The 18,603-nt window shown below is 69.7% G+C and carries 16 protein-coding genes and 1 pseudogene; 4 read left to right on the forward strand and 13 right to left on the reverse strand.

What is annotated here, in order from left to right; genetic code table 11:
- Positions 1-14 precede the first annotated feature (14 nt).
- From AC07C1_RS16000 to AC07C1_RS16030, 7 genes are all read right to left on the reverse strand, one after another.
- Positions 15-1,238: a ketosynthase chain-length factor gene (locus tag AC07C1_RS16000; protein WP_478939351.1), complete on the reverse strand. Its 1,224-nt coding sequence runs from the start codon at positions 1,236-1,238 to the stop codon at positions 15-17.
- A complete protein-coding gene (locus AC07C1_RS16005; protein WP_478939353.1) occupies positions 1,235-2,569 on the reverse strand; it encodes a beta-ketoacyl-[acyl-carrier-protein] synthase family protein in 1,335 nt (444 codons plus the stop codon). Before AC07C1_RS16005 ends, AC07C1_RS16000 begins: the two co-directional genes overlap by 4 nt.
- 280 nt (positions 2,570-2,849) lie before the next feature.
- Positions 2,850-3,314, reverse strand: a complete 465-nt coding sequence (locus AC07C1_RS16010) for a hypothetical protein (protein WP_478939355.1) — start codon at positions 3,312-3,314, stop codon at positions 2,850-2,852.
- Positions 3,311-4,021, reverse strand: coding sequence for a TetR/AcrR family transcriptional regulator (locus AC07C1_RS16015; RefSeq protein ID WP_478939357.1), 711 nt, complete (start codon positions 4,019-4,021; stop codon positions 3,311-3,313). The genes AC07C1_RS16010 and AC07C1_RS16015 overlap by 4 nt, the downstream gene beginning before the upstream one ends.
- A gap of 64 nt (positions 4,022-4,085) precedes the next feature.
- The gene (locus AC07C1_RS16020; RefSeq protein WP_478939359.1) at positions 4,086-4,979 is read right to left on the reverse strand and encodes an MBL fold metallo-hydrolase; all 894 of its coding nucleotides are present in this window, start codon (positions 4,977-4,979) and stop codon (positions 4,086-4,088) included.
- Between the two features lie 34 nt (positions 4,980-5,013).
- Positions 5,014-5,313 (reverse strand): antibiotic biosynthesis monooxygenase family protein, encoded by a 300-nt coding sequence (locus tag AC07C1_RS16025; RefSeq protein ID WP_478939361.1) that lies wholly within the window; start codon positions 5,311-5,313, stop codon positions 5,014-5,016.
- Between the two features lie 161 nt (positions 5,314-5,474).
- A complete protein-coding gene (locus AC07C1_RS16030; protein ID WP_478939362.1) occupies positions 5,475-6,941 on the reverse strand; it encodes an MFS transporter in 1,467 nt (488 codons plus the stop codon).
- A gap of 181 nt (positions 6,942-7,122) precedes the next feature.
- Here AC07C1_RS16030 and AC07C1_RS16035 point away from each other — a divergent pair, with 181 nt between their 5' ends.
- Positions 7,123-7,626 (forward strand): MarR family winged helix-turn-helix transcriptional regulator, encoded by a 504-nt coding sequence (locus AC07C1_RS16035; protein ID WP_478939364.1) that lies wholly within the window; start codon positions 7,123-7,125, stop codon positions 7,624-7,626.
- Positions 7,627-7,659: 33 nt separating this feature from the next.
- Here AC07C1_RS16035 and AC07C1_RS16040 read toward each other — a convergent pair whose 3' ends face one another.
- Together AC07C1_RS16040 and AC07C1_RS16045 are read right to left on the reverse strand one after the other, a co-directional pair.
- Positions 7,660-8,544 carry an MBL fold metallo-hydrolase gene (locus AC07C1_RS16040; protein ID WP_478939366.1) on the reverse strand — a complete coding sequence of 295 codons (885 nt, stop codon included), beginning with the start codon at positions 8,542-8,544 and terminating at the stop codon, positions 7,660-7,662.
- The gene (locus AC07C1_RS16045; RefSeq protein ID WP_478939368.1) at positions 8,537-10,090 is read right to left on the reverse strand and encodes a class I adenylate-forming enzyme family protein; all 1,554 of its coding nucleotides are present in this window, start codon (positions 10,088-10,090) and stop codon (positions 8,537-8,539) included. The genes AC07C1_RS16040 and AC07C1_RS16045 overlap by 8 nt, the downstream gene beginning before the upstream one ends.
- 229 nt (positions 10,091-10,319) lie before the next feature.
- Between AC07C1_RS16045 and AC07C1_RS16050 the strand changes: the two genes are divergently transcribed.
- Positions 10,320-10,772: a nuclear transport factor 2 family protein gene (locus AC07C1_RS16050; protein ID WP_478939370.1), complete on the forward strand. Its 453-nt coding sequence runs from the start codon at positions 10,320-10,322 to the stop codon at positions 10,770-10,772.
- Positions 10,773-11,121: 349 nt separating this feature from the next.
- On the opposite strand, the pseudogene AC07C1_RS16055 reads toward AC07C1_RS16050, so the two are convergent.
- The 3 genes and pseudogenes from AC07C1_RS16055 to AC07C1_RS16065 all read right to left on the reverse strand — a co-directional run.
- Positions 11,122-11,321: pseudogene (locus AC07C1_RS16055) on the reverse strand (oxidoreductase); the annotation flags it as partial.
- Between the two features lie 591 nt (positions 11,322-11,912).
- The gene (locus AC07C1_RS16060; protein WP_478939371.1) at positions 11,913-13,499 is read right to left on the reverse strand and encodes a serine/threonine-protein kinase; all 1,587 of its coding nucleotides are present in this window, start codon (positions 13,497-13,499) and stop codon (positions 11,913-11,915) included.
- Positions 13,500-13,584: 85 nt separating this feature from the next.
- Positions 13,585-14,097 (reverse strand): ATP-binding protein, encoded by a 513-nt coding sequence (locus AC07C1_RS16065; RefSeq protein ID WP_478939373.1) that lies wholly within the window; start codon positions 14,095-14,097, stop codon positions 13,585-13,587.
- A 160-nt stretch (positions 14,098-14,257) separates the two neighbouring features.
- Here AC07C1_RS16065 and AC07C1_RS16070 point away from each other — a divergent pair, with 160 nt between their 5' ends.
- Both AC07C1_RS16070 and AC07C1_RS16075 read left to right on the forward strand, forming a co-directional pair.
- The gene (locus tag AC07C1_RS16070) at positions 14,258-15,124 is read left to right on the forward strand and encodes a helix-turn-helix domain-containing protein (protein WP_478939375.1); all 867 of its coding nucleotides are present in this window, start codon (positions 14,258-14,260) and stop codon (positions 15,122-15,124) included.
- Entirely contained in the window at positions 15,121-15,333 is a 213-nt protein-coding gene (locus tag AC07C1_RS16075) for a DUF397 domain-containing protein (protein WP_478939376.1), read from the forward strand. Before AC07C1_RS16070 ends, AC07C1_RS16075 begins: the two co-directional genes overlap by 4 nt.
- A gap of 77 nt (positions 15,334-15,410) precedes the next feature.
- Here AC07C1_RS16075 and AC07C1_RS16080 read toward each other — a convergent pair whose 3' ends face one another.
- Positions 15,411-18,602 carry a type I restriction endonuclease subunit R gene (locus tag AC07C1_RS16080; RefSeq protein ID WP_478939378.1) on the reverse strand — a complete coding sequence of 1,064 codons (3,192 nt, stop codon included), beginning with the start codon at positions 18,600-18,602 and terminating at the stop codon, positions 15,411-15,413.
- Between the last annotated feature and the right edge of the window lies 1 nt (position 18,603).

Raw genomic sequence — 18,603 nt, forward strand, 5'->3', positions numbered from 1 at the left:
GGGAAAAGAACAGGTCAGTTGGCATCAGGGGCGCGCAGCACCATGGCCGCGTTGAATCCGCCGTGCCCGCGGGCGACCACCAGCGCGTGGTTCACCGTCATCTCGCGCGCGGTGTCCCGGACCAGGTCGATCGCACAGTCCGCGGCCTGGTCGGTGACGCGCAGGGTGGGCGGGACCACGCCGTCCCGCATGGCGAGCAGGGCCGTCGCCGCGTCCAGCGACGCCGCGCCCGAGTAGAGGCGGCCGGTCATCGTCTTCGGGGCGGTGACCGGCACCGCGTTCGGGCCGAAGACCGCGCTCAGCGCCGCCGCCTCCGCCCGGTCCAGATCGATTACTCCGGCAGCGTCCGCGAAGACGACGTCGATGGCCGCAGGGGTCACCTGCGCGTCGGCCAGCGCCGCTTCGATGGCACGGCGGAGCCCTGGTTCACGGCCGGAGCCGGGCTTGGGGTCGAACGTCGCGCCGTAGCCGGCGATGGTGCCGTAGACCCGCGCGCCGCGCTCCCGCGCCCCGCCCTCACGCTCGAGGACGAGGATCGCGCCGCCCTCGCCGGGCAGATAACCGTCCGCGGAGGCGTCGAACGGCGCATAGGCACGCTCGGGGTCGACGGTGGTGCTCAGACGTCCGGTGCTCAGCTGGGAGACCAGGCCCCACGGCGACAGGGAGGCGTCCACGCCACCGGATATCACCACGCCGGTCCCCTTGCGTATGTGCCGCCGTGCGTGGCCGAGCGCGTCCAGGCCACCGGCCTGGTCGGTGACCAGCACGCCGCTGGGACCGCGCATGCCGTGACGAATGGAGATCTGGCCGGTGTTGACGGCGTAGAACCAGGCGAAGGACTGGTACGCGCTGACGTACTCGGGTCCCTTGCTCCACAGCTTCTGCAGCTCGTTCTGGGCGAACTCGAAGCCGCCGGAGGCACTGGCCGTCACCACGCCCATGTCGAACTCGGGCACCGCTGCGGGGTCCAGGTCCGCGTCGGCCAGCGCCCAGTCCGAGGCCACGAGGGCCATCTGCGTCATCCGGTCGGTCTGCGGCAGCAGTCGGCTCGCCAGATGCTCCCGGGCCTCGAAGTCCGTGACCTCACCGGCGAGTTGGGTCGGATAGGAACTGGGGTCGTAGCGGCTGATCCGGTCGATGCCGCTGATCCCCTTCTGCGTCGCGGACCAGAACTGCTCGGTGCCCAGACCGTTCGGCGCGACCACGCCGATGCCTGTCACCGCTACGGACTCGGTCATGCCGTCTTCCTCTCCGAGGGCCGGGTCAGCACCATGGCGCTCTGGAATCCGCCGAATCCGCTCCCGACGGTGAGCGCCGTGTCCACCCGCTGTTCGCGGGCGGTGTGGGGTACGTAGTCGAGGTCGCACTCCGGGTCGGGAGTGTGCAGGTTCGCGGTGGGCGGCACGACTCCGTGCTCGATCGCCAGCGCGCAGGCGGCGATCTCGATGGAGCCGATCGCCCCGAGGGAGTGGCCGATCATCGACTTGATGGAGCTGACCGGCACGTCGTACGCGTGCCGGCCGAGGCTGTGCTTGAACGCGGCCGTCTCGTGGCGGTCGTTCTGCTTGGTACCGGAGCCGTGCGCATTGATGTACTTCACGTCCTCCGCGTTCATCCGGGCCTCGGCCAGTGCGGTCTCGATGGCCACCGCCATCTCCCGCCCGTCCGGCCGCAGTCCGGTCATGTGGAAGGCGTTGCAGCGGGACGCGAAGCCCGCGATCTCGGCGTAGATGTGCGCGCCGCGCCGCCGGGCGTGCTCGTACTCCTCCAGGACGAAGACCGCCGCCCCCTCGCCCAGCACAAAGCCGTTGCGGCTCTTGTCGAACGGCCGGGAGGCGTGTTCCGCGTCGTCGTTGCGCGGCGAGGTCGCCTTGATGGCGTCGAAGCAGGCGACCGCGATCGGCGAGATCGGGGCGTCGGTGGCACCGGCGACCATGATGTCCGCACTGCCCTCGGCGATCAGCTCGCGGGCATAGCCGACCGAGTCGAGACCGGACGTGCAACCGGCCGAGACGACGGCCGCGGGACCCTCGGCGCCCACGGACCAGGCGACCTCGGAGGCGATGCTGCTGGGCACGAAGTGCCCGTACAGGTGCGGCACCCCGTACTCGGCGTCGACGAGCCACTTGCGCCCGCTGTCGCTGAGGACGACGTACTCCTCCTCCAGCCCCATGGTCGCGCCGACCGCGCTGCCGATGGTGACACCGATCCGGGCCGGATCGGGGCCCTGGAAGTCGAGGCCGCTGTCGCGCACCGCCTCGCCGGCGCCGACGACCGCGAACTGGGTCGCCCGGTCCATGCGGCGGATCTCACGCGGCGTCAGCCCGTGGAGCGCCGGGTCGAAGTCGCACTCGGCCGCGATCTGCGAGCGGTACGGTGAGGGATCGAAGAAGGAGATGCGTCCGGTCGCGGTGCGCCCCGACGTGATGAGGTCCCAGAACGCCTTGGTGCCCGTGCCGCCGGGTGCCACCACGCCGATGCCGGTGATGACCACCCGGCGAGGGGCTGTGGGCTCGGGCCCCGGCTCCACTGCGCGGTGGGAGTCCGCGGCAGGGTCCGTCGCTGACATATCGGCTGCCTTTCCGTAAAAGGTCCGTCCCCTCGCATCACGGCCGGAATGTCGGCTGCCGGAGCGCACAGGGACACAGATCTTGGAGCTGCCGTCGGCGGGAGGGCCGCACCGGCTGAGCCCACGCTCTCGGCGCGGCCTCAAGGTCCGCTCAAGGTCTGGCCAAGGAGCCTTGCGAAACTTCTGGGCAACGTTCACGGGAATCGGCGACACAAGCCTGTGGCCTGCGACGGAATGATCCGCGTCGCAGGCCACAGGGGTCTGGGTGGTTCGGTTTCGGTCAGCGCATGAGTCGCCAGACCAGCCAGGCGTCCAGGCCGCTCCAAGCGCTGAAGGCCGCCGTACGGACCCAGCTCACGCGGAGCAGATGGGTGTGGACGGACGCCGAGAAATGCTGGGCGAGTGCGACCCGATCGGGCGTGGCCACGGCGCCGGAGAGCGTCATGATCAGGATCAGCAGCACCACGGACACCAGCGCCGCCCAGAGCGGGACCGCCGGGCCCCTGGCCACCACGAGCAGCACCGATGTCACGCCGGCCACCAGCAGGCCGGGCGCGAGGACCCGCCAGAACATCTGGTTGTGCGCGGCCATGTACGACTCCGATGCGCCTTCCCGGAGTCTGCCCACCATGGGGTAGTCCATCAGCTGCAGCGTCCAGACGAAGCCGGTCGTGTAGAGCACGGCCAGCGTCTGGGCCAGCACCAGGGCGGCGGTGGCACGCCGCGAGGCAGTGAGACAGGTCATCCCTCGTCGTTCTCCTCGTCCAGCGTCGCGGCCGGGCCCACCCGCGGATCCGGCGGCTTGTCCCACAGCAGATGCAACTCCTGCCAGTCCGGGCATGGCGGGGGCAGCGCCGGGCGCTCCGAGGAGGATGCGCAGCGCATGCCCTCCAGGGCCATGTGGAGGTAGCGCAGCCGCAGTTGGCGGATCCGCTCGGGCTGGCCGGGGATCCGCGTCCTGAGGTGCACCAGAAGCAGTACGAGATCGGCCGCGCCGACGTCCTGCCGCAGCACTCCTTCGGACCGGGGGCGTTCCAGGAGCGCATCGATGGCGGTGTGCAGCCGGGCCGACGCCTCGTCGACCGCCGGTGTTCCGGGCAGGATGCCGCCGATCAGCGGCAGCAGGCTGCTGGTCGGAGTGCGGACGGCATCACGCATGAAACGGACCAGCGCCTCCCAGCCGTCCTGCTCTTCGGCGGCCAGGCGGGCGGCCTCGGTGAGCCGCTCCATGCTGACGACCCGGACATGCTGGGCCAGCGGTATCTTCCCCCGGTACCGGCGGTAGACGCTGCCCATCCCGATTCCGGCCCGTCTGGCGATCTCGGCCACGGACACGTTCCAGCCGACCTCCGAAAGCGCCTCGTGCGCGGCGACCAGCAGACGTTCGTCGTTGCGCTCGGCTTCCCGGCGGCGGCCACGCGGTGCTGGGGCGGGTGCGGGGCTTACGGGCACAAGGCGGCTCCTTGGGCTTCATCGGCGGGTGCCGGGGGCGGTTATGCGGTGCGGCGGGAAGCAGTCACGCGGCACAGTGCGGATGGGCCCCGCAGAAGTCGACCATTTCCCCGAACACGGCCGGGACGTCCAGCGGTTCGGCCGACTCGGCACCGTGCTCCTCCGCGTACGCCCGGTACAGGTTGCCCACCAGGCGTTCACTGTCGGCCAGACGGGCATACGGTCCCAGGACCGTCGCCCGTGCGAGCGCCAAGGGCGCCAGCCCCTCTGCGATGCCCTGGCGCGCCAGGCCGCGCACCCACCGCAGGTAGTCGGCGTCCGCGTCCAGCAGTTCCGGGCCGCCGACCGGTCCGTGCCCCGGCACCACCACCCGCGGCTCCAGCGCCCGCAACCGGTCGAGCACCCGCAGGGATCCCGCCACGGACCCCATGAGCGTGAACGGCGTGACGCCCGAGAAGACCAGGTCGCCGGTGAACAGCACACGCTGGTCGGGAAGCCAGACGACCGCGTCGCCCACCGTGTGTCCCGGACCGAAGTGGATCAGCTCGATCCGGAATCCGGCCGTCGGCAGGGTTATACGGTCGTCGAACACGACCTCGGGAGCGCCTGCCTCCACATGCCCCCACCGCACGTCGGGCCACAGGGTCGTGAGAGCCAGTCCGTGCTCGGCCATCTCGGCAGCGGCTTTCCGGTGCGCGACCACCGTGGCCTGCTCGAAGAGGTGGTTGCCGAAGGTGTGGTCGCCGTGACTGTGGGTGTTCACGAGGATGTCCACGGGGGTCCGGCTGAGATCGTCGACCACATGCCGCAGCTGACGGGCCCGCGCCTCCGTTGCCGCGGTGTCCACGAGTACAGGTCCTGTGCCGGCCAGCACGATGCCGGCGTTGTTCAGGCACCAGCCACCGTCCGGCTGGAGGTAGGCGTAGACGCCCTCCTCGATCTCTTTGACCTCATGCACCGGGGCTGTCGGTGCGGTGTGGACGACTGACATCTCATACCCCCAGGGACGAACGGTCGAGTACCGGGCGGCAGACCGTCGGCCTGCCCGTCGCGAACGCCGCAAGGGGGCGCAGGCGTTCTATGACCTCGCGGCGGCCCAGCGCGTCGCGCAGCGACTGCTCGTCCTCCCACTCCGCGACGTTCACATAAGTCGAGTCGGCGCCCTCGGAGCAGAGCAGCCTGTGATGCAGAAATCCGGGCTGCGCCCGCATGCATTCGGAGACGTTCGCGAATTCACGCTCGAACTCGGCGGCGGATCCGTGGACTTGGAAGACATTCACGAGGACTATCACGTGAATACCCCTTTCCTTGGGCTCGGGATGCGCTGTGCGCAGGCTTTACCTGATTCATCCGGCCCGGTCCGGGCCGTGACGAAGGCCGTGTTGCCACAGAAGGGCCCGGGCCCGACGACGGGGGAGGCGTCGGACCCGGGCCGGCACAGCGGGCGGGTGCGCTACTCGCCGACGGCGACCGCGGACCGCGCCTCGTGGGGGGCGGTGACCGGCTCGGCCTCCGGTACGGTCACCCGGCCCTGACGGGGCATCAGCAGCGCGGTGACGGCCCCGAGGGCGACGAACGCGAAGCCGACCCACAAGGCCACATGCATGCCGTGCACGTAGTGCTCCCGGCTGTCGTAGCCGCCGTGGCCGGCGAACACCGCCGCGAGCACGGCCACCCCGAACACGCCGCCGAGTTCACGGATCGCGTTGTTGGCACCGGAGGCGATCCCCTCCTCCTCACGGCGCACCGAGCCCATGACGACATTGCCCGCCGGCCCGAAGTACAGGCCCATACCGAAGCCGTTGCAGAGGAAGGCGGGCACCAGGGACAGGAACGAGCTCCCGGTCGTGATGGACAGAGCCAGCCAGAGCAGCCCCACGCTCTGCAGGGCCAGACCGGCCACGATGATCGGCTTGCCACCGATCTTGTCGGACAGGCCGCCGCCCAGCGGTGCCGCGATGAGCACCACGCCGGTCCACGCCAGGAAGCGCAGTCCCGCGCCGAACGGCGAGTAACCGAGCGCGGTCTGCAGGTACTGGGTGATCAGGAAGATCGAGCCGAACATCCCGAAGAACATGAACAGGGACAGCAGGTTCACCGTGGTGAAGGCACGCCCGGCGAAGAGCCGCATCGGCAGCATCGGGTGCGGCGTCCGCAGTTCCCAGGCGACGAACGCCGCCAGCACCACGAGGCCGCCGATCCCCTCGCCCAGGGTCTGCGCGCTGGTCCAGCCCTCCGCGTCGCCCCGGATGATCGACACCACGACACCGAGCAGACCGAGGCAGGCCAGCACGGTACCCACCAGGTCGAGCTTGGCCGCCGGGCCGAAGCTCTCCGTCAGCCAGGCCGAGGAAAGGGCGAGAAGCACCACGCCGATCGGCACGTTCAGCCAGAAGATCCACTGCCAGGAGGCGCTTTCGGTGATGAAGCCACCGATCACCGGGCCCAGGGCGACACCCAGTCCGCCCACTCCGCCCCACACGCCGAGGGCGGCTCCTCGCTTGCTCGGCGGGACCGCGGCGGAGAGCAGGGTCAGGGTGAGCGGGAGCACGATGGCCGAGCCGAGGCCCTGGATCGCGCGGGCCGCGATGAGTACGCCGATCCCCGGTGCGAGTGCGGCCATCGCCGATGCCCCGGTGAACAGGGTGAGGCCCGCGATGAAGAGCCGGCGTCGTCCGAAGCGCTCAGCCAGGGCGGAGGCCGTGAGCAGGAAGACGGCGAAGGTGAGGGTGTAGGCGTTGACCGTCCACTCCAGCCCTTCGAGACCGGTGTGCAGGTGCTCTCGGATCTTCGTCAACGCGGTGGTGACGACCAGTTGGTCGAGGGACACCATGAATGTGGCGATGGCGGTCACGGTCATGGTGCGGCCGAAATGGCCCGTGGTGGCCTCGGACGCATCCGGAGAGGTGGTGCTGTCCATCTCCGACTCCTTTGGATTTCGAATGGACTGCGGATTGGTGTGAGGTGTCTGGAAGAGGCGTTCTCGCGGCCTTGCGCACTCTCGAAAGAGGTGCCGCACCGGGGCGTGACAAATGCGGTAGGACGTGGAACAGTTAACCTGGAAACCGCGACACCTTCAGGGTAGGCAGGAGAGAGTTAGCATGTCAACTGATGCGGGTGTCATGCCCGATGAGGCCCCCGCCGCGAGCGGGACCAACGGGGCGGAGTTCCGGGCCTGGATCTCCCTGGCGCACACCTACGGCCATGTCTCCAAGGCCCTGGACCGCTCACTGACCCAGGAACACGGCATCTCCCTCGCCTGGTTCGAGGTCCTGGCCCGGCTCAGCAACGCCGAGGGCACACGGATGCGACTGCTTCAGCTCAGCCGCGACCTGGTCGTCTCCAAGGCGAGCGTGACCAAGCTCGTCGACCGCATGGTGCTCGCCGGGCTCGTCAGCCGGGAGACACCCATGGAGGACAAGCGAGCCGTCTATGCGGTACTCACGCAGCACGGCAGCGCCACTCTGGCCAAGGCGCTGCCGCTGCAGATCCACAACATCCGACAGGCCCTCTCCGGCCTGAGCCGGGACGAGCTGGAGAGCCTGCAGGGGATGCTCGACCACGTCATTCGCGGGTTCGACGCCCAATGGCGCAGCAAGGGCTGAACCGGGCTGAGGGCGTGGAGGGCGCGGGGCCGCTCACCACTCGACCGCACCGATGTCGAGTGGCTGTGGCGGCCTCCCCTGCATGCGCGCGACCAGACCCAACAGCCGTTCGTGCAGTTCGCCGGCCGGGCGGTGGCACCGGTCGCCATGGCCGGGCAGCACCCAGCTGAAGCGTGCCTCCTCGGCCAGGCGCAGCAGCGAGCCGACCAGCTCCGGACGCGAGTACCAGACCACCGTCTCGAACACCTCGAGGTTCTGCGCGGTCCGCGACCAGTAGAGGGTGTCACCGGTGAAGCAGTACCGCTCGTCCACCACGTACACCACGCTCCCCCGGGTGTGACCGGGCACGGGTCGCGCGGTCACACCCGGAAGCACTTCGACCGGCTCCCTGCCCCGCAGCACCATGTCGGCGTACGGCGCGGCGTCCTTGTCACCCTCGTGGATCCACACCCGGGCACCGAAGTGCTTCGCGAACCGCTGTGCATGGGCGGTGTGGTCGCGGTGTGTCAGCAGGATGTGTGCGATGCCGCCCAGCCTCTCGTACGAGGCAGCGACCGCCGACGTCCAGCGCGGCGTGTCCACCAGCAGATTGCCCTCCGGGCGGCGCACCAGGTAGGCGTTGGCCCCGAAAGTCCGGGCTGAGTTGTGCCCGCAGAGATAGACCTCGCCGTCGAGGCGCATCGGGAAGGGAGCTGTCGGGACCTGCCCTGGGCCGCGCCGGATCGCCCGCACCGGGCAGGCGACCGCCGCTCTCGCCAGGGCCAGCTCTTCTGCTGCGCCGGCCGGCTGGCGGGCCAGTACGGAACGGGCGTCGACCTCGACCACCGTTTCCGGCGCCAGCTGGCGGGCCACGTCGCAGTTGATGCAGCTCTCGTCGATCTCCCAGGCGTGCCCCGCCTGCTCCTGCGGCTCAGTCACCGACAAGACGTCCCCTGAGTTCGTCGCGGGCCACCTTGCCGGTGGCGAGCCGCGGAATGTCCGGTACGACCTCGACCCGGCGAATACGCTGCCCATCGGTCAGGTCCGGGTTGACCGCGGCCAGGACCGTGTCGATGTCCGCGTCGGCACCGTCCTCGAACACCACGAAGGCCACCGCGGACGTACCGAGCATGGGATCGGGCCCCCCGACGACCGCGCAGTCCCGGACCGCCGGGTGGGCGTCCAGCCTGCGCTCCACCGCGGTCGGCGACACCAGCTCGCCACCGCACCGGAAGGCATCCTTGACCCGGTCGAACATGAAGAGGTAGCCGTCCTCGTCCAGATGCCCCATGTCCCCTGTGGCGAGCCAGCCGTCCTCGTCCACCGGAGAGGCGCCGGAGTGTCCCAGATACCCCTGCATCACGTGCGGGCCGTGGATCTGGATCTCCCCGATGTCGTACGCCGGCAGGACCTTCCCCGACTCGGGGTCGACGATCCGTATCCGGCTGCCGTCCAGAGGCAGCCCCACGGAACCCGCCCGGGGTGAGTCCGGATCGTCCGAGGACGCCAGCGACGAGGTCTCGCACATGCCGTATCCCTGGAGCAGCGGGAGACCGAAGGTGTCCGCCAGGGTGCGCACCACGCGCGGAGGAACGGCGGTGCCGCCGGATGCCATCAGCGTGACGGTGTCCAGGCGCAGGTTCGGCAGACCGGGATCGGCCGCGAGCTCCAACAGGCGCACGGGGAAAGTGTAGTAGTGCGTCGCGGCGGTGCGGTTGGCCAGCTCGATCGCCTCGGCCGGGCGCGAACTCGTGCACAGGACCTGCGTCGCCGCCTTGGAGACAGCGGTGTTCATGTGCATCGGGTGGTAGATCGGCAGATGGAGCAGGAGCGTCGAGGAGGAGCTGACGCGGTGCGCCGCCGCCATCTGTGCCGTGTTCACCTTGATGTTGCGATGGCTCAGTTGAACGGCCTTGGGGACACCCGTGGAGCCACTGGTGAACAGGATCACGGCCCGGTCCTCCTCGGCCGGGGCTGTCGGACGCCAGTCGCCGCCACCGTCGGCGTCCGCCAGGTCCTCGCCGAGGACCAGCACCCGCCGCAGGTCCGGAAGGGTGTCCAGCAGCGGCAGCAGCCGCTCCCGCACCTCGCGCGGAACGATCGCCAGACGGGCCTTCGACAGCCTCAGTACGTGCGCCAGGACAGGCGCCGGAAGCCACGGATTGACCACGGCAGCCGTACCGCCCGCCCGCAGGATCCCGTAGTACACGGCGGGGAACCCCGGATCGAGAGCCTGGGCGACCGCCACCGTCCCCGGCGGCTCGTCGAACACCCGGTGCAGCGTCCGGGCCCAGTCCGTCGCGGCCGCGTCCAGCTCGGCGTAGGAGATCTCCACATCACCACCACGGATCGCCACCCTCGCCGGGTGGGCACGTGCCGCGTCCGCGAGCAGCGCGTCGACTGGGCCTTCCGCCCAACGCAGCGGGAGGGCGGGGGCCTCCGGCGATGTCTCGGCGGTCAGGGGCGCCGTCTCGGTTCGGGTCATCTCGTCCTCGTCTCCGGCAGTCGTTTACCCGGCAGCCCGCGCAGGCGGTGCCGCACGACCGCCGACCTTGGTGAGACGGGCTCAAGGGCTGCTGTAGACCGGGTCAAGGGTCAGGACGGGAACAGCGCGTCGCCTGCTTTGACCGGACCTACAGCAGCCCTTGAGCCAGGATGCCCAACCTGCCGGTGACATGCACCAGTTCCCGATCAAGCCTCAAGGAGGCTCCGTTATGGTCCAGGCGGCGGCAGTGGCCCCAGTACCGGTCAGCGCGGAGGTCTATCAGGACCTCCAGCACTTCTACGCCCGCCAGATGCAGTCCTCGGACGACCTCGACGTGCCGGCCTGGGCGGGCAGCTTCACGGAGGACGGCGTCTTCGCCACCAACGCGTTCCCCGATCCCATCAGGGGCCGGGCCGCGATCGCCGAGCACTGCGACCGGGCCTTCGCCGCGCAGGCCGAGGCCGGGATCGTCCGCCGTCATGTCATGACGATGCTGGCGGCCCAACACGCAACGGGCCCGGACGGCGCACGGGTCCACACCCGCTCGTACGTCATGGTGCTGGAGACGCGGCGCGGCGAGAAGCCCACCATCTACTGCAGCACTCTGTGCGAGGACATCCTCGCCCGGGTGAACGGCGGCTGGCAGGTGGTCCGGCGCCAGGTCCGCCGCGACGACCTGTAGCCGGTCGAGCACGACGTGCGGACACGGTTCTCTCGCCGAACCCTCGGCATCGGCGAGAGACGTTCGTGGACGTGCGCCACGTCATGGCGAGTGAGGAGAGACCGTATGGCGCCGAAACGGCCATTCACTGAAGAGCCCGGAGACGGACCCCGGAGTCGGCCCGCCAGGGCCGAGCAGCCGAGCAGCCTCGAGACGTGGTCCCGTCGTGCTCCCGTCCGGCTGGCCGGATACGAAGAGGATCCCGAGGACGCACACATAGTGCGCGGGATCGACTGATGCGGTCGGAGCCGCGCCGACCCGAGGCGCCCTCGCATCGAGGGCGTCCGTTCCGCCGTGGGGGTCGGACCGGCGCCTTGACCGCCGATCCCGCCAGGGCCGGCTCGCGCACCACGCGGCGGCGCCGGGTCGGCACGAGCGTCGGGTTGGCGACGCCCCGGGCGGCGCCTTGCAGACCAGCTCCTTGTAGACGGCGGCGAGCAGTCCCGTCAGGACCGCCGCGACGGCGCGGTCGTCGGCGGTGACGTACTGGATCACGCCTTCCTTACGGCCTCTGGGCACCGTGGCTCGGCTTCCGCCGGCGGGGAAGGCGCACGCTGGATCTGTCAGGTGCACGCGGGCGCACATCGAGGCCCTCAGCTTGGGAAGCTCGGGTTTTCCGGCCCACCGCGTGGCAGGCCGCCGACGTCATCGTGGCGCCGCCTGACCGGCGGGAAGCTGCCGAACGTGCCGCTCCGCTACTTCAGGTTTGGGTGTCTGAGCCTCAGCCCACGACAGTCCTCATCGTTGAATGAAAAGGCAACACTGCTGCTGGTAAATCAGTGCTGATTCCATCAATACTCGCTGATGTGCTGATTGGTCCACCAGCGAGTAGCCTGGGAATCCAGGTGCTTTTCGAAGGCGCCAGGCTGCTCACCGGCAGTGGCGACGGACCTTGTAATGGTGCACCAGGACGGGCGTCTGTTGTTCTACGAGGACGAGTGGCGCGACGGAAGTAATGCAGCCGACGGGTCGACTGGATGGTCTCGCAATACCGGCCACCAAATCGGCCAGCACTTCGAAGTGATCGGTGTGCGGCTGCCTGCCTGATGTCCTCGCGGGCCCCTGATGCCGGCGGAGCACAATGCACTTCTGAAGGGCGGGTCAGGAAGGCGGCGCGTCGAGGCCCAGGCGGATCACGGCGAGTGCGTCGGCGATCTCGGCGGTCATCTCGTCGTCGGGGCCGAACACCATGCACATGTCCTGGTGGAGCGGTTCGAGGACCTGCCGGGCTTCGAGGGCCCGGCCCTGGGCGAGCAGCAGCATCCCGATGTTGTGCCGTAGTTCCACGGCTTCCTCGCTCACGTCGCTGTCGACGGCCCGCACGACGTTCAGCACGCCCTGGAGCGCGGCGAGCGCGTCGGTGACCTGGCCGAGTTCGGCGCGGCACCGGGCGGCCTGGGCGCGGCAGGCGCGGGCCTGCTCGCCGGTGGGCCCGGCGATGCGGGCGTACGCGTCGGCGAGGGCGTCGAACTCGGGCAGGGCGGCCCGGTAGTCGCCGCCGAGGAGGCGGATTGCCGCTCGCTGACGGCGCAGCGCCAGGACCTGCTTGCTCTCGGAGCCGAGGGCGAGGGCCGCGGGTTCGATGACCTCGCCGAGCACCTCGACGGCCTGCGCGAACCGCTCCTCCTCCAGCAGGGCGTCGGAGTGCGCGTACGCCTCCTTGATGTCCTCGCGCAGCTGGGCGGGGACGGGCACCGGCTGCACGCCCGGGGCGACGACTGTCGGCGTCCGGCCACCGGCCGCCGGGGCCTGGGCGCGGGAGCGGGGCGCGTACGGGCGGCGGAACACGGCCGTCGGATCGGGCGCTCCGGCCGGGCCGGCCTCGGCCGCGCCGGGTTCCTGGCCCGGCGGCGGGAGGAACGGCAGCAGCCGCGCGTACACCTCCTGCGTGTCGGCGGGCCGCGCCTCGGGCGCCTTGCGCAGCAGGTTCAGGACCAGCTCCTCCAGCGCCTCGGGGACGTCGGGCCGCAGCCGTCGCAGCGGGGTGGGGGCGGCGTTCGCGTGCTGGTACATCAGCAGGTACTCGCTCTCCGCCTCGAACACGACGCGCCCGCTGAGGAGTTCGTGCAGCACACAGCCCAGCGCGTACAGATCGGTCTGCGGGGTGATGCGTCCGCCGCGGACCTGCTCGGGCGACATGTACTGGTGGGTGCCGATGGGGCTGCCGGTCGCGGTCAGCTTGGTGACGTCGGTGCGCAGAATCGCCGCGATGCCGAAGTCGAGGACCTTCACCGTGCCGTCGCGGGCGACGAGGATGTTGCCCGGCTTGAGGTCCCGGTGGATCACCGGCACGTCGTGCGCGTACGACAGCACGGTCGCGACCTGCGCGGCGACGGCGGCCGCCCAGCTGACCGGCAGCGGCCGGCCGGGGTCGAGGTAGGCGGACAGCGGTACGCCGTCGACGAGCTCCATCACCAGGAACAGCCGCTCGTACGACGCGTCGAGCACCGCGTCGTACACCTGCGGAACGCCGGGGTGCTGGATGCGCGCGGTGATGCGGGCCTCGCGGCGGAAGCGCTTGGCGAACTCCTCGGCCAGCTGCGGGGAGGTGACCGACGCCTGCCGGATGAGCTTCACGGCGACGGGCCGGTCGAGCACGCTGTCGTAGCCACGCCACACGTCCCCCATGCCGCCGTGGCTGAGCTCCTCCAGGAGTTCGTAACGGTCGGAGATCGCCTCCTGCGGCACCTTGCCCCCGGTGTGCGTGATGAACAGTCACGGTCAGGCGTCAAGTGTGACCGCTGCGTCGATCCGCCGTCCAGGGCTCGCGGTGCTACATGGGCACGGTCGCGGCGGTGGACGACGGGCAGGAGGGCGCGGCGGCCGGTCGGCCTGCCGCCGACAGGACGTACTCCGCCCAGACCGTCTTGCCTGGGCCCTCCCGGCGTGGGTGCCAGTCCCAGCGGTCGGCCAGGTGCCCCACCAGGAGCAGGCCGTGGCCGGTGTCGCGGAGGGCCGTGGGCGTCGCCACGACCGGTACGCCTTCGGTGCGGGTGTCGGTGACCTCGATCCGTACGGTCGTGGCGTCGCGGGCCAACGAGAGGTGGAAGTCGCGGCCGGGGACCCGGCCGTGCCGGACGGCGTTGGCGGCGAGCTCGCCGACGATCAGCGTCAGCGCGTGGTGCGCGTCGCAGTCGTAGGGGATGCCCCACGCGTCGAGCCGCTGCCCGGCAAGACGCCGGGCGAGCCGCGCGCCACGCGGGGTGGAGCTGAACCGCATCGCGAAGTGCCCTGTGGGGCCGATGGGTTGACCGTTACGGGAAGGAGCAGCGATCTCATTGGTCATGCCCTCAACGCTTCCGGCAGTGGCGTAGCGTGACCAGTGGTGACGCGCCGTCGCGTTCTGGTTGTACGCGACGGGGCGGGAGGTGTACGAGGCGCGCCTCGTGACCGGCTCGGGGCGGGCGCGTTGGGCCGGGGAACTGGGCCGGGGAGGCGTTGGATCGATGGAGTCGGTGGAGCAGGGCGAGGCCGAGGGTGTGCGGGAAGACGCCGGGCCGAGGCCGGAGGACGAGCCGGGATCGGGCGTGGTGACGGCGTTCGGGCGGCAGTTGAAGCTACTGCGGGTACGGGCGGGCCTGGAACGGCCGGAGTTCGGGAAGCTGGTGGGATACGCGGGGCAGTCGATCGCCTCCTTCGAGCAGGGGCGACGGATTCCCCCGCCGAGGTTCATCGACCGCGCGGACGAGGTGCTGGACGCCGGGGGCGTCCTCAAGGCGCTGAAGGAGGAGGTGGGGCGGGCACAGTATCCGGCGTTCTTCCGGGACGCGGCGCGGTTGGAGGCGCGGGCGACGGCGCTGAATGTGTATGCCGTGTACGCCGTGCCCGGGCTATTGCAGACGGAGGACTACGCACGGGCCGTCTTCCAGATGCAGCGCCCGCTGCTGGAGGACGACGTAATCGAGCAGCGCTTGGAAGCTCGTATGGTGCGGCAGAGCATCTTCACCCGTCGCCCGGCCCCTCTGATGAGTTTCGTCATCGAGGAAGCAGTGCTGCGCAGGCAGCTCGGCGGCCCGAAAACTATGCGCGAGACCCTGGAACAGATCCTGCTCACTGGGCAATCGAGGAATGTAGAAGTACAGGTCATGCCGATCGGACGCGAGGACCACGCCGCGCTCGGCGGCCCCTTCACATTGATCGACACCGACAAGGGGCACCGCATCGCGTACGCGGAGGTCCAAGACGACAGTCGTCTCTACACCGATACCTCGTACGTCCGTACGCTCGAAGCCCGCTATGGCATCCTCCGATCACAGGCGCTGACCCCGAGCGAGTCGTCGGCGTTCATCGAGCAACTGATGGGAGAGGCATGAACGTGCAGCGCAGCAGAGCGGCTGTGCCGGAAGCCGCTTGGTTCAAGAGCAGTTACAGCACGGGCAACGGCGGCGAATGCGTCGAGGTCGCCGAAGCTCCCGGGGCCGTACACATCCGGGACTCGAAGGTCCGATCCGGACCGGTTCTGACGGTCGCCCCCGACGCGTGGGCCAGGCTCGTCCGGCTGGCCGCCGACCGGTCGGCCTGATCCGTACGTGCGCGAACCCGATGGACCTGCCGCGCATCACCAGCGGCAGGTCCCTCGGGTTCGCGGGCCGCCGTCCGTCAGTCGTCCAGGCCCGCCTCGCGGCGGATCATTCGCCAGGCGGCCTTGCGGGCGCTGCGGTCCAGGCTGGACTTGAAGCCCTTGTCGGGGCCGAAGTACTGGCGGCCCAGTCCCGCGATGGTGTCGATGTGGTCGGCCATCTTGTCCGCGAAGACATTGTCGAAGACGAGGCCGAAGTTCTCCTCGTCGTTGACGACGGCCGCCGCCTGCACCTTCGGGTCGGCCGTGGCCTCCTCGAACGGGCGGATGAAGTCCTGCTCGGTGAAATCGGTGCCGAAACGTTCGTTGAACTTCTCGATCAGCTGCGACAGCAGCGACTTCTCCGCTTCCTTCGCACCACCCGAGCCGTCGCCGAAGCCCTTCATCGTCGTCGGCCCCTCGGAGGTGAGGGAGACGTCGTACTCGCCGGTCTTCTCCACCCGCATGTGGCTGAGGTCGATCTCGCCTATGTCCACGCCGCCGTCCGCGCGGCGCGGCAGCCGGTTGAGGAGGTAGCGGCCGTAGAGGTGCAGCCGCTCCAGCTCGGCGTCCCGGTAGGGGACGATCTGCGCGAGGAAGCCGTACTTCCTGACGTAGTCGTTGAGGTCAGCGCGGAAGCCCTCCGCCGTCTCCTGGTCGTCCTCGTCGTCGCTTTCGAGCAGAGCGGTGAAGCGGGCGACGGCGGGGGAGAGCAGCCGGTACAGCTCGGCGTGCAGCTTTTCCCACTTGGACTGTGAGCCCGCGGCCTTCTCCTTGGCGGCGAAGTACGCGGCGGCGAACTCGTCCATCTCCTGCCCGGACAGGATCGCCGCCTGCATGACCCGGCTCTGCGCGGTGTAGAGCAGGTTGGGGTCGGAGGGGAGGGTGTTCGCCTCCTCGAAGTACGGGCGGAAGGACTCCTGTATGTCGTTGGCGTCGTTGACGAAGTCCAGCACCGCCAGGTCCGCCTGGGTCTTGCGCTCGGCGGTCCGGTTCAACCGGGACAGGGTCTGGACGGCGGAGATGCCGGTCAGCGACTTGTTGACGTACATCGTCGTCAGCAACGGCTGATCGAACCCGGTCTGGTACTTCTCCGCCACGACCAGGATCCGGTACTCGCGCTGGCCCGCACCGCCGGCTCGGGCGGCCTTGTCGTCGGCGCGCGTGTACGCGAACGCCTTCGGCAGCGCGCTCTCCGACAGTCCGCCGTTCTCCTTCGGCTCGGTGGTCTCCTCGCCGTCGACGGTGAGCGAGCCGGAGAAGGCGACGAGGACGCCCAGGTCGGGGTACTTGGTGTCGTAGTCCCGGTCCTTGATGTAGCTCTTGATCGCGCGCGCCATCTGCACGGCGGACTGCCGGGACGCGGTCACCACCATCGACTTGGCCCGCCCGCCGAGACGGCCCCGGCTGTGCGCCACGAAGTGCTCCACGATCACCTGGGCGTGCTGAGCGACCGTCGAGTCATGGGTGAGTGCGTACCGGGCGAGCAGGGAGTTCGCCTTCGACGGGTCGACCTCCCGCTCGTCGGGGTTCTGGTTCACCAGCTTCCAGTACGTGTTGTACGTGACGTAGTTGCGCAGCGGGTCGAGGATGAAGCCCTCCTCGATCGCCTGCCGCATGGAGTACGTGTGGAAGGGCCGGTAGGCCGCCTTGCCGTCGATGTCCTGCAGCGTGCCGAAGAGTTCGAGGGTCTTGGCCTTCGGCGTGGCCGTGAACGCGAAGTAGGAGAGGTTCGCGGCGCGGGAACGCTGCTCGGCCCTCTTCTTGAGCTGCTCGTCCAGGCTGGCGGCCTCGGCCTTGACCGTGGTCGCGCCCGCGTCGTCCGAGTCGGAGTCCAGGCCGAGGTCGCGCAGGGCGGACCGTACGGCGGTGGCGGCGTCGCCGGACTGCGAGGAGTGCGCCTCGTCCACGATGATCGCGAAGCGGCTGCCCTGGATCTCGGTGGGGTTGCGCTGGAGGTAGTCGAGCAGCGCCGGGAACGAGTGCAGTGTGACGGTGACGATTTTCCCGGTGTCACGCGAGAGAGCCTTCGCGAGCTGCTCGCCCTTCGCCCCGTGCTTCTCGTCGATCTTTACGACGAGCCCCGCGGTCTGCTCGAAATTGCCGATCGTTTCCCGGAGCTGTGCGTCCAGGTTGCGGCGGTCGGTGATGACGATGACCTTGTCGAAGACCGGCACGCCGGGCTTGAGGCCCTTGGCGATGGCCTCGGGGTCGAGTTCGCGGGGGTCGGTTGGGGTGTGCAGGTCGCTGAGGCGGTGCGCGAGCCAGCCGATGGTGTTCGACTTGCCCGAGCCGGCCGAGGCCATGACCAGGTAATCGTGGCCGGCGCCGTGCGTTGCGGCGTGCGCGGTGAGCTTCTTGACCGCGTCCCACTGCTGGAACCGGGGGAAGACCATCGTCTTCGTCGTGCCGCCGCCGGGCATCTTGCTCTTGTGCAGGTGCACGAACCGCTGCAGCAGGTCCAGCCAGTTGTCCGGCTGCCAGACCTGCTCCCAGAGGTACGAGGTCGCGTACGTGCCGTAGGCGGTCGGGGCCGGGTTGCCTGCGCCGCCCGGCTGACCGGGGCCGTTGGAGCCGGTGTTGAACGGGAGGAAGCGGGTGTTCTTGCCCTTGAGCTGGGTGGCGACGAAGACCAGGTCCGGGTCGACGGCGAAGTTCGCGACGACCCGGCGCGTGAAGATCAGCTCGGTGGGGTCCCGGTCGGAGCGGTACTGCTCCTTGGCCTGCTCCACCCCTTGCTTGGTCAGCGGGTTCTTCAACTCGGCCGTGGCGACGGGGATTCCGTTGAGGAAGAGAGTGAGGTCGAGCCGGTTGCCCCAGTCCGCCTGCTTCGTCGCGTACTCGAGTTCCCGGACGACGGTGAGGCGGTTGGCCCGGTAGCCGTCGAGTACGGAGTCGTGAGCGACGAGGTTCGGCTTGAAGTAGGCGACGCGGAGGAGGACGCCCCGGTCCTTGACGCCGTTGCGGAGGACGTCGAGGAGGCCGTTGGTGGCGATGGCCTGGTCGAGGCGGCCGGCGAACCCGTTCTCCGCCTCGTTCAGGTCGCTGCCGTAGACGGTGAGCAGCTCACTCCACTCGTCGGGCTGGGTCGCCTCGATGAAGGCGAACAACTCGTTGGTGTTCAGGCCGAGATCGGCCCGGTAGTCCTGCGGACGCGCCTCGCGCCAGCCGCGCTCGACCATCGCGGCGACGATGGCATCACCGAAAGCGGACTCCGTGTGGATGGGGCTCATG

This window comes from Streptomyces sp. NPDC045022 (assembly GCF_056432605.1).

What these genes read in the sequence shown, in the direction of transcription:
- AC07C1_RS16000 (WP_478939351.1), bottom strand. Translation starts at nt 1,238, where the DNA reads ATGACCGAGTCCGTAGCGGTGACAGGCATCGGCGTGGTCGCGCCGAAC.
- AC07C1_RS16010 (WP_478939355.1), bottom strand. Translation starts at nt 3,314, where the DNA reads ATGACCTGTCTCACTGCCTCGCGGCGTGCCACCGCCGCCCTGGTGCTG.
- AC07C1_RS16030 (WP_478939362.1), bottom strand. Translation starts at nt 6,941, where the DNA reads ATGGACAGCACCACCTCTCCGGATGCGTCCGAGGCCACCACGGGCCAT.
- AC07C1_RS16050 (WP_478939370.1), top strand. Translation starts at nt 10,320, where the DNA reads ATGGTCCAGGCGGCGGCAGTGGCCCCAGTACCGGTCAGCGCGGAGGTC.
- AC07C1_RS16005 (WP_478939353.1), bottom strand. Translation starts at nt 2,569, where the DNA reads ATGTCAGCGACGGACCCTGCCGCGGACTCCCACCGCGCAGTGGAGCCG.
- AC07C1_RS16075 (WP_478939376.1), top strand. Translation starts at nt 15,121, where the DNA reads ATGAACGTGCAGCGCAGCAGAGCGGCTGTGCCGGAAGCCGCTTGGTTC.
- AC07C1_RS16045 (WP_478939368.1), bottom strand. Translation starts at nt 10,090, where the DNA reads ATGACCCGAACCGAGACGGCGCCCCTGACCGCCGAGACATCGCCGGAG.
- AC07C1_RS16065 (WP_478939373.1), bottom strand. Translation starts at nt 14,097, where the DNA reads ATGACCAATGAGATCGCTGCTCCTTCCCGTAACGGTCAACCCATCGGC.
- AC07C1_RS16070 (WP_478939375.1), top strand. Translation starts at nt 14,258, where the DNA reads ATGGAGTCGGTGGAGCAGGGCGAGGCCGAGGGTGTGCGGGAAGACGCC.
- AC07C1_RS16035 (WP_478939364.1), top strand. Translation starts at nt 7,123, where the DNA reads ATGTCAACTGATGCGGGTGTCATGCCCGATGAGGCCCCCGCCGCGAGC.
- AC07C1_RS16080 (WP_478939378.1), bottom strand. Translation starts at nt 18,602, where the DNA reads ATGAGCCCCATCCACACGGAGTCCGCTTTCGGTGATGCCATCGTCGCC.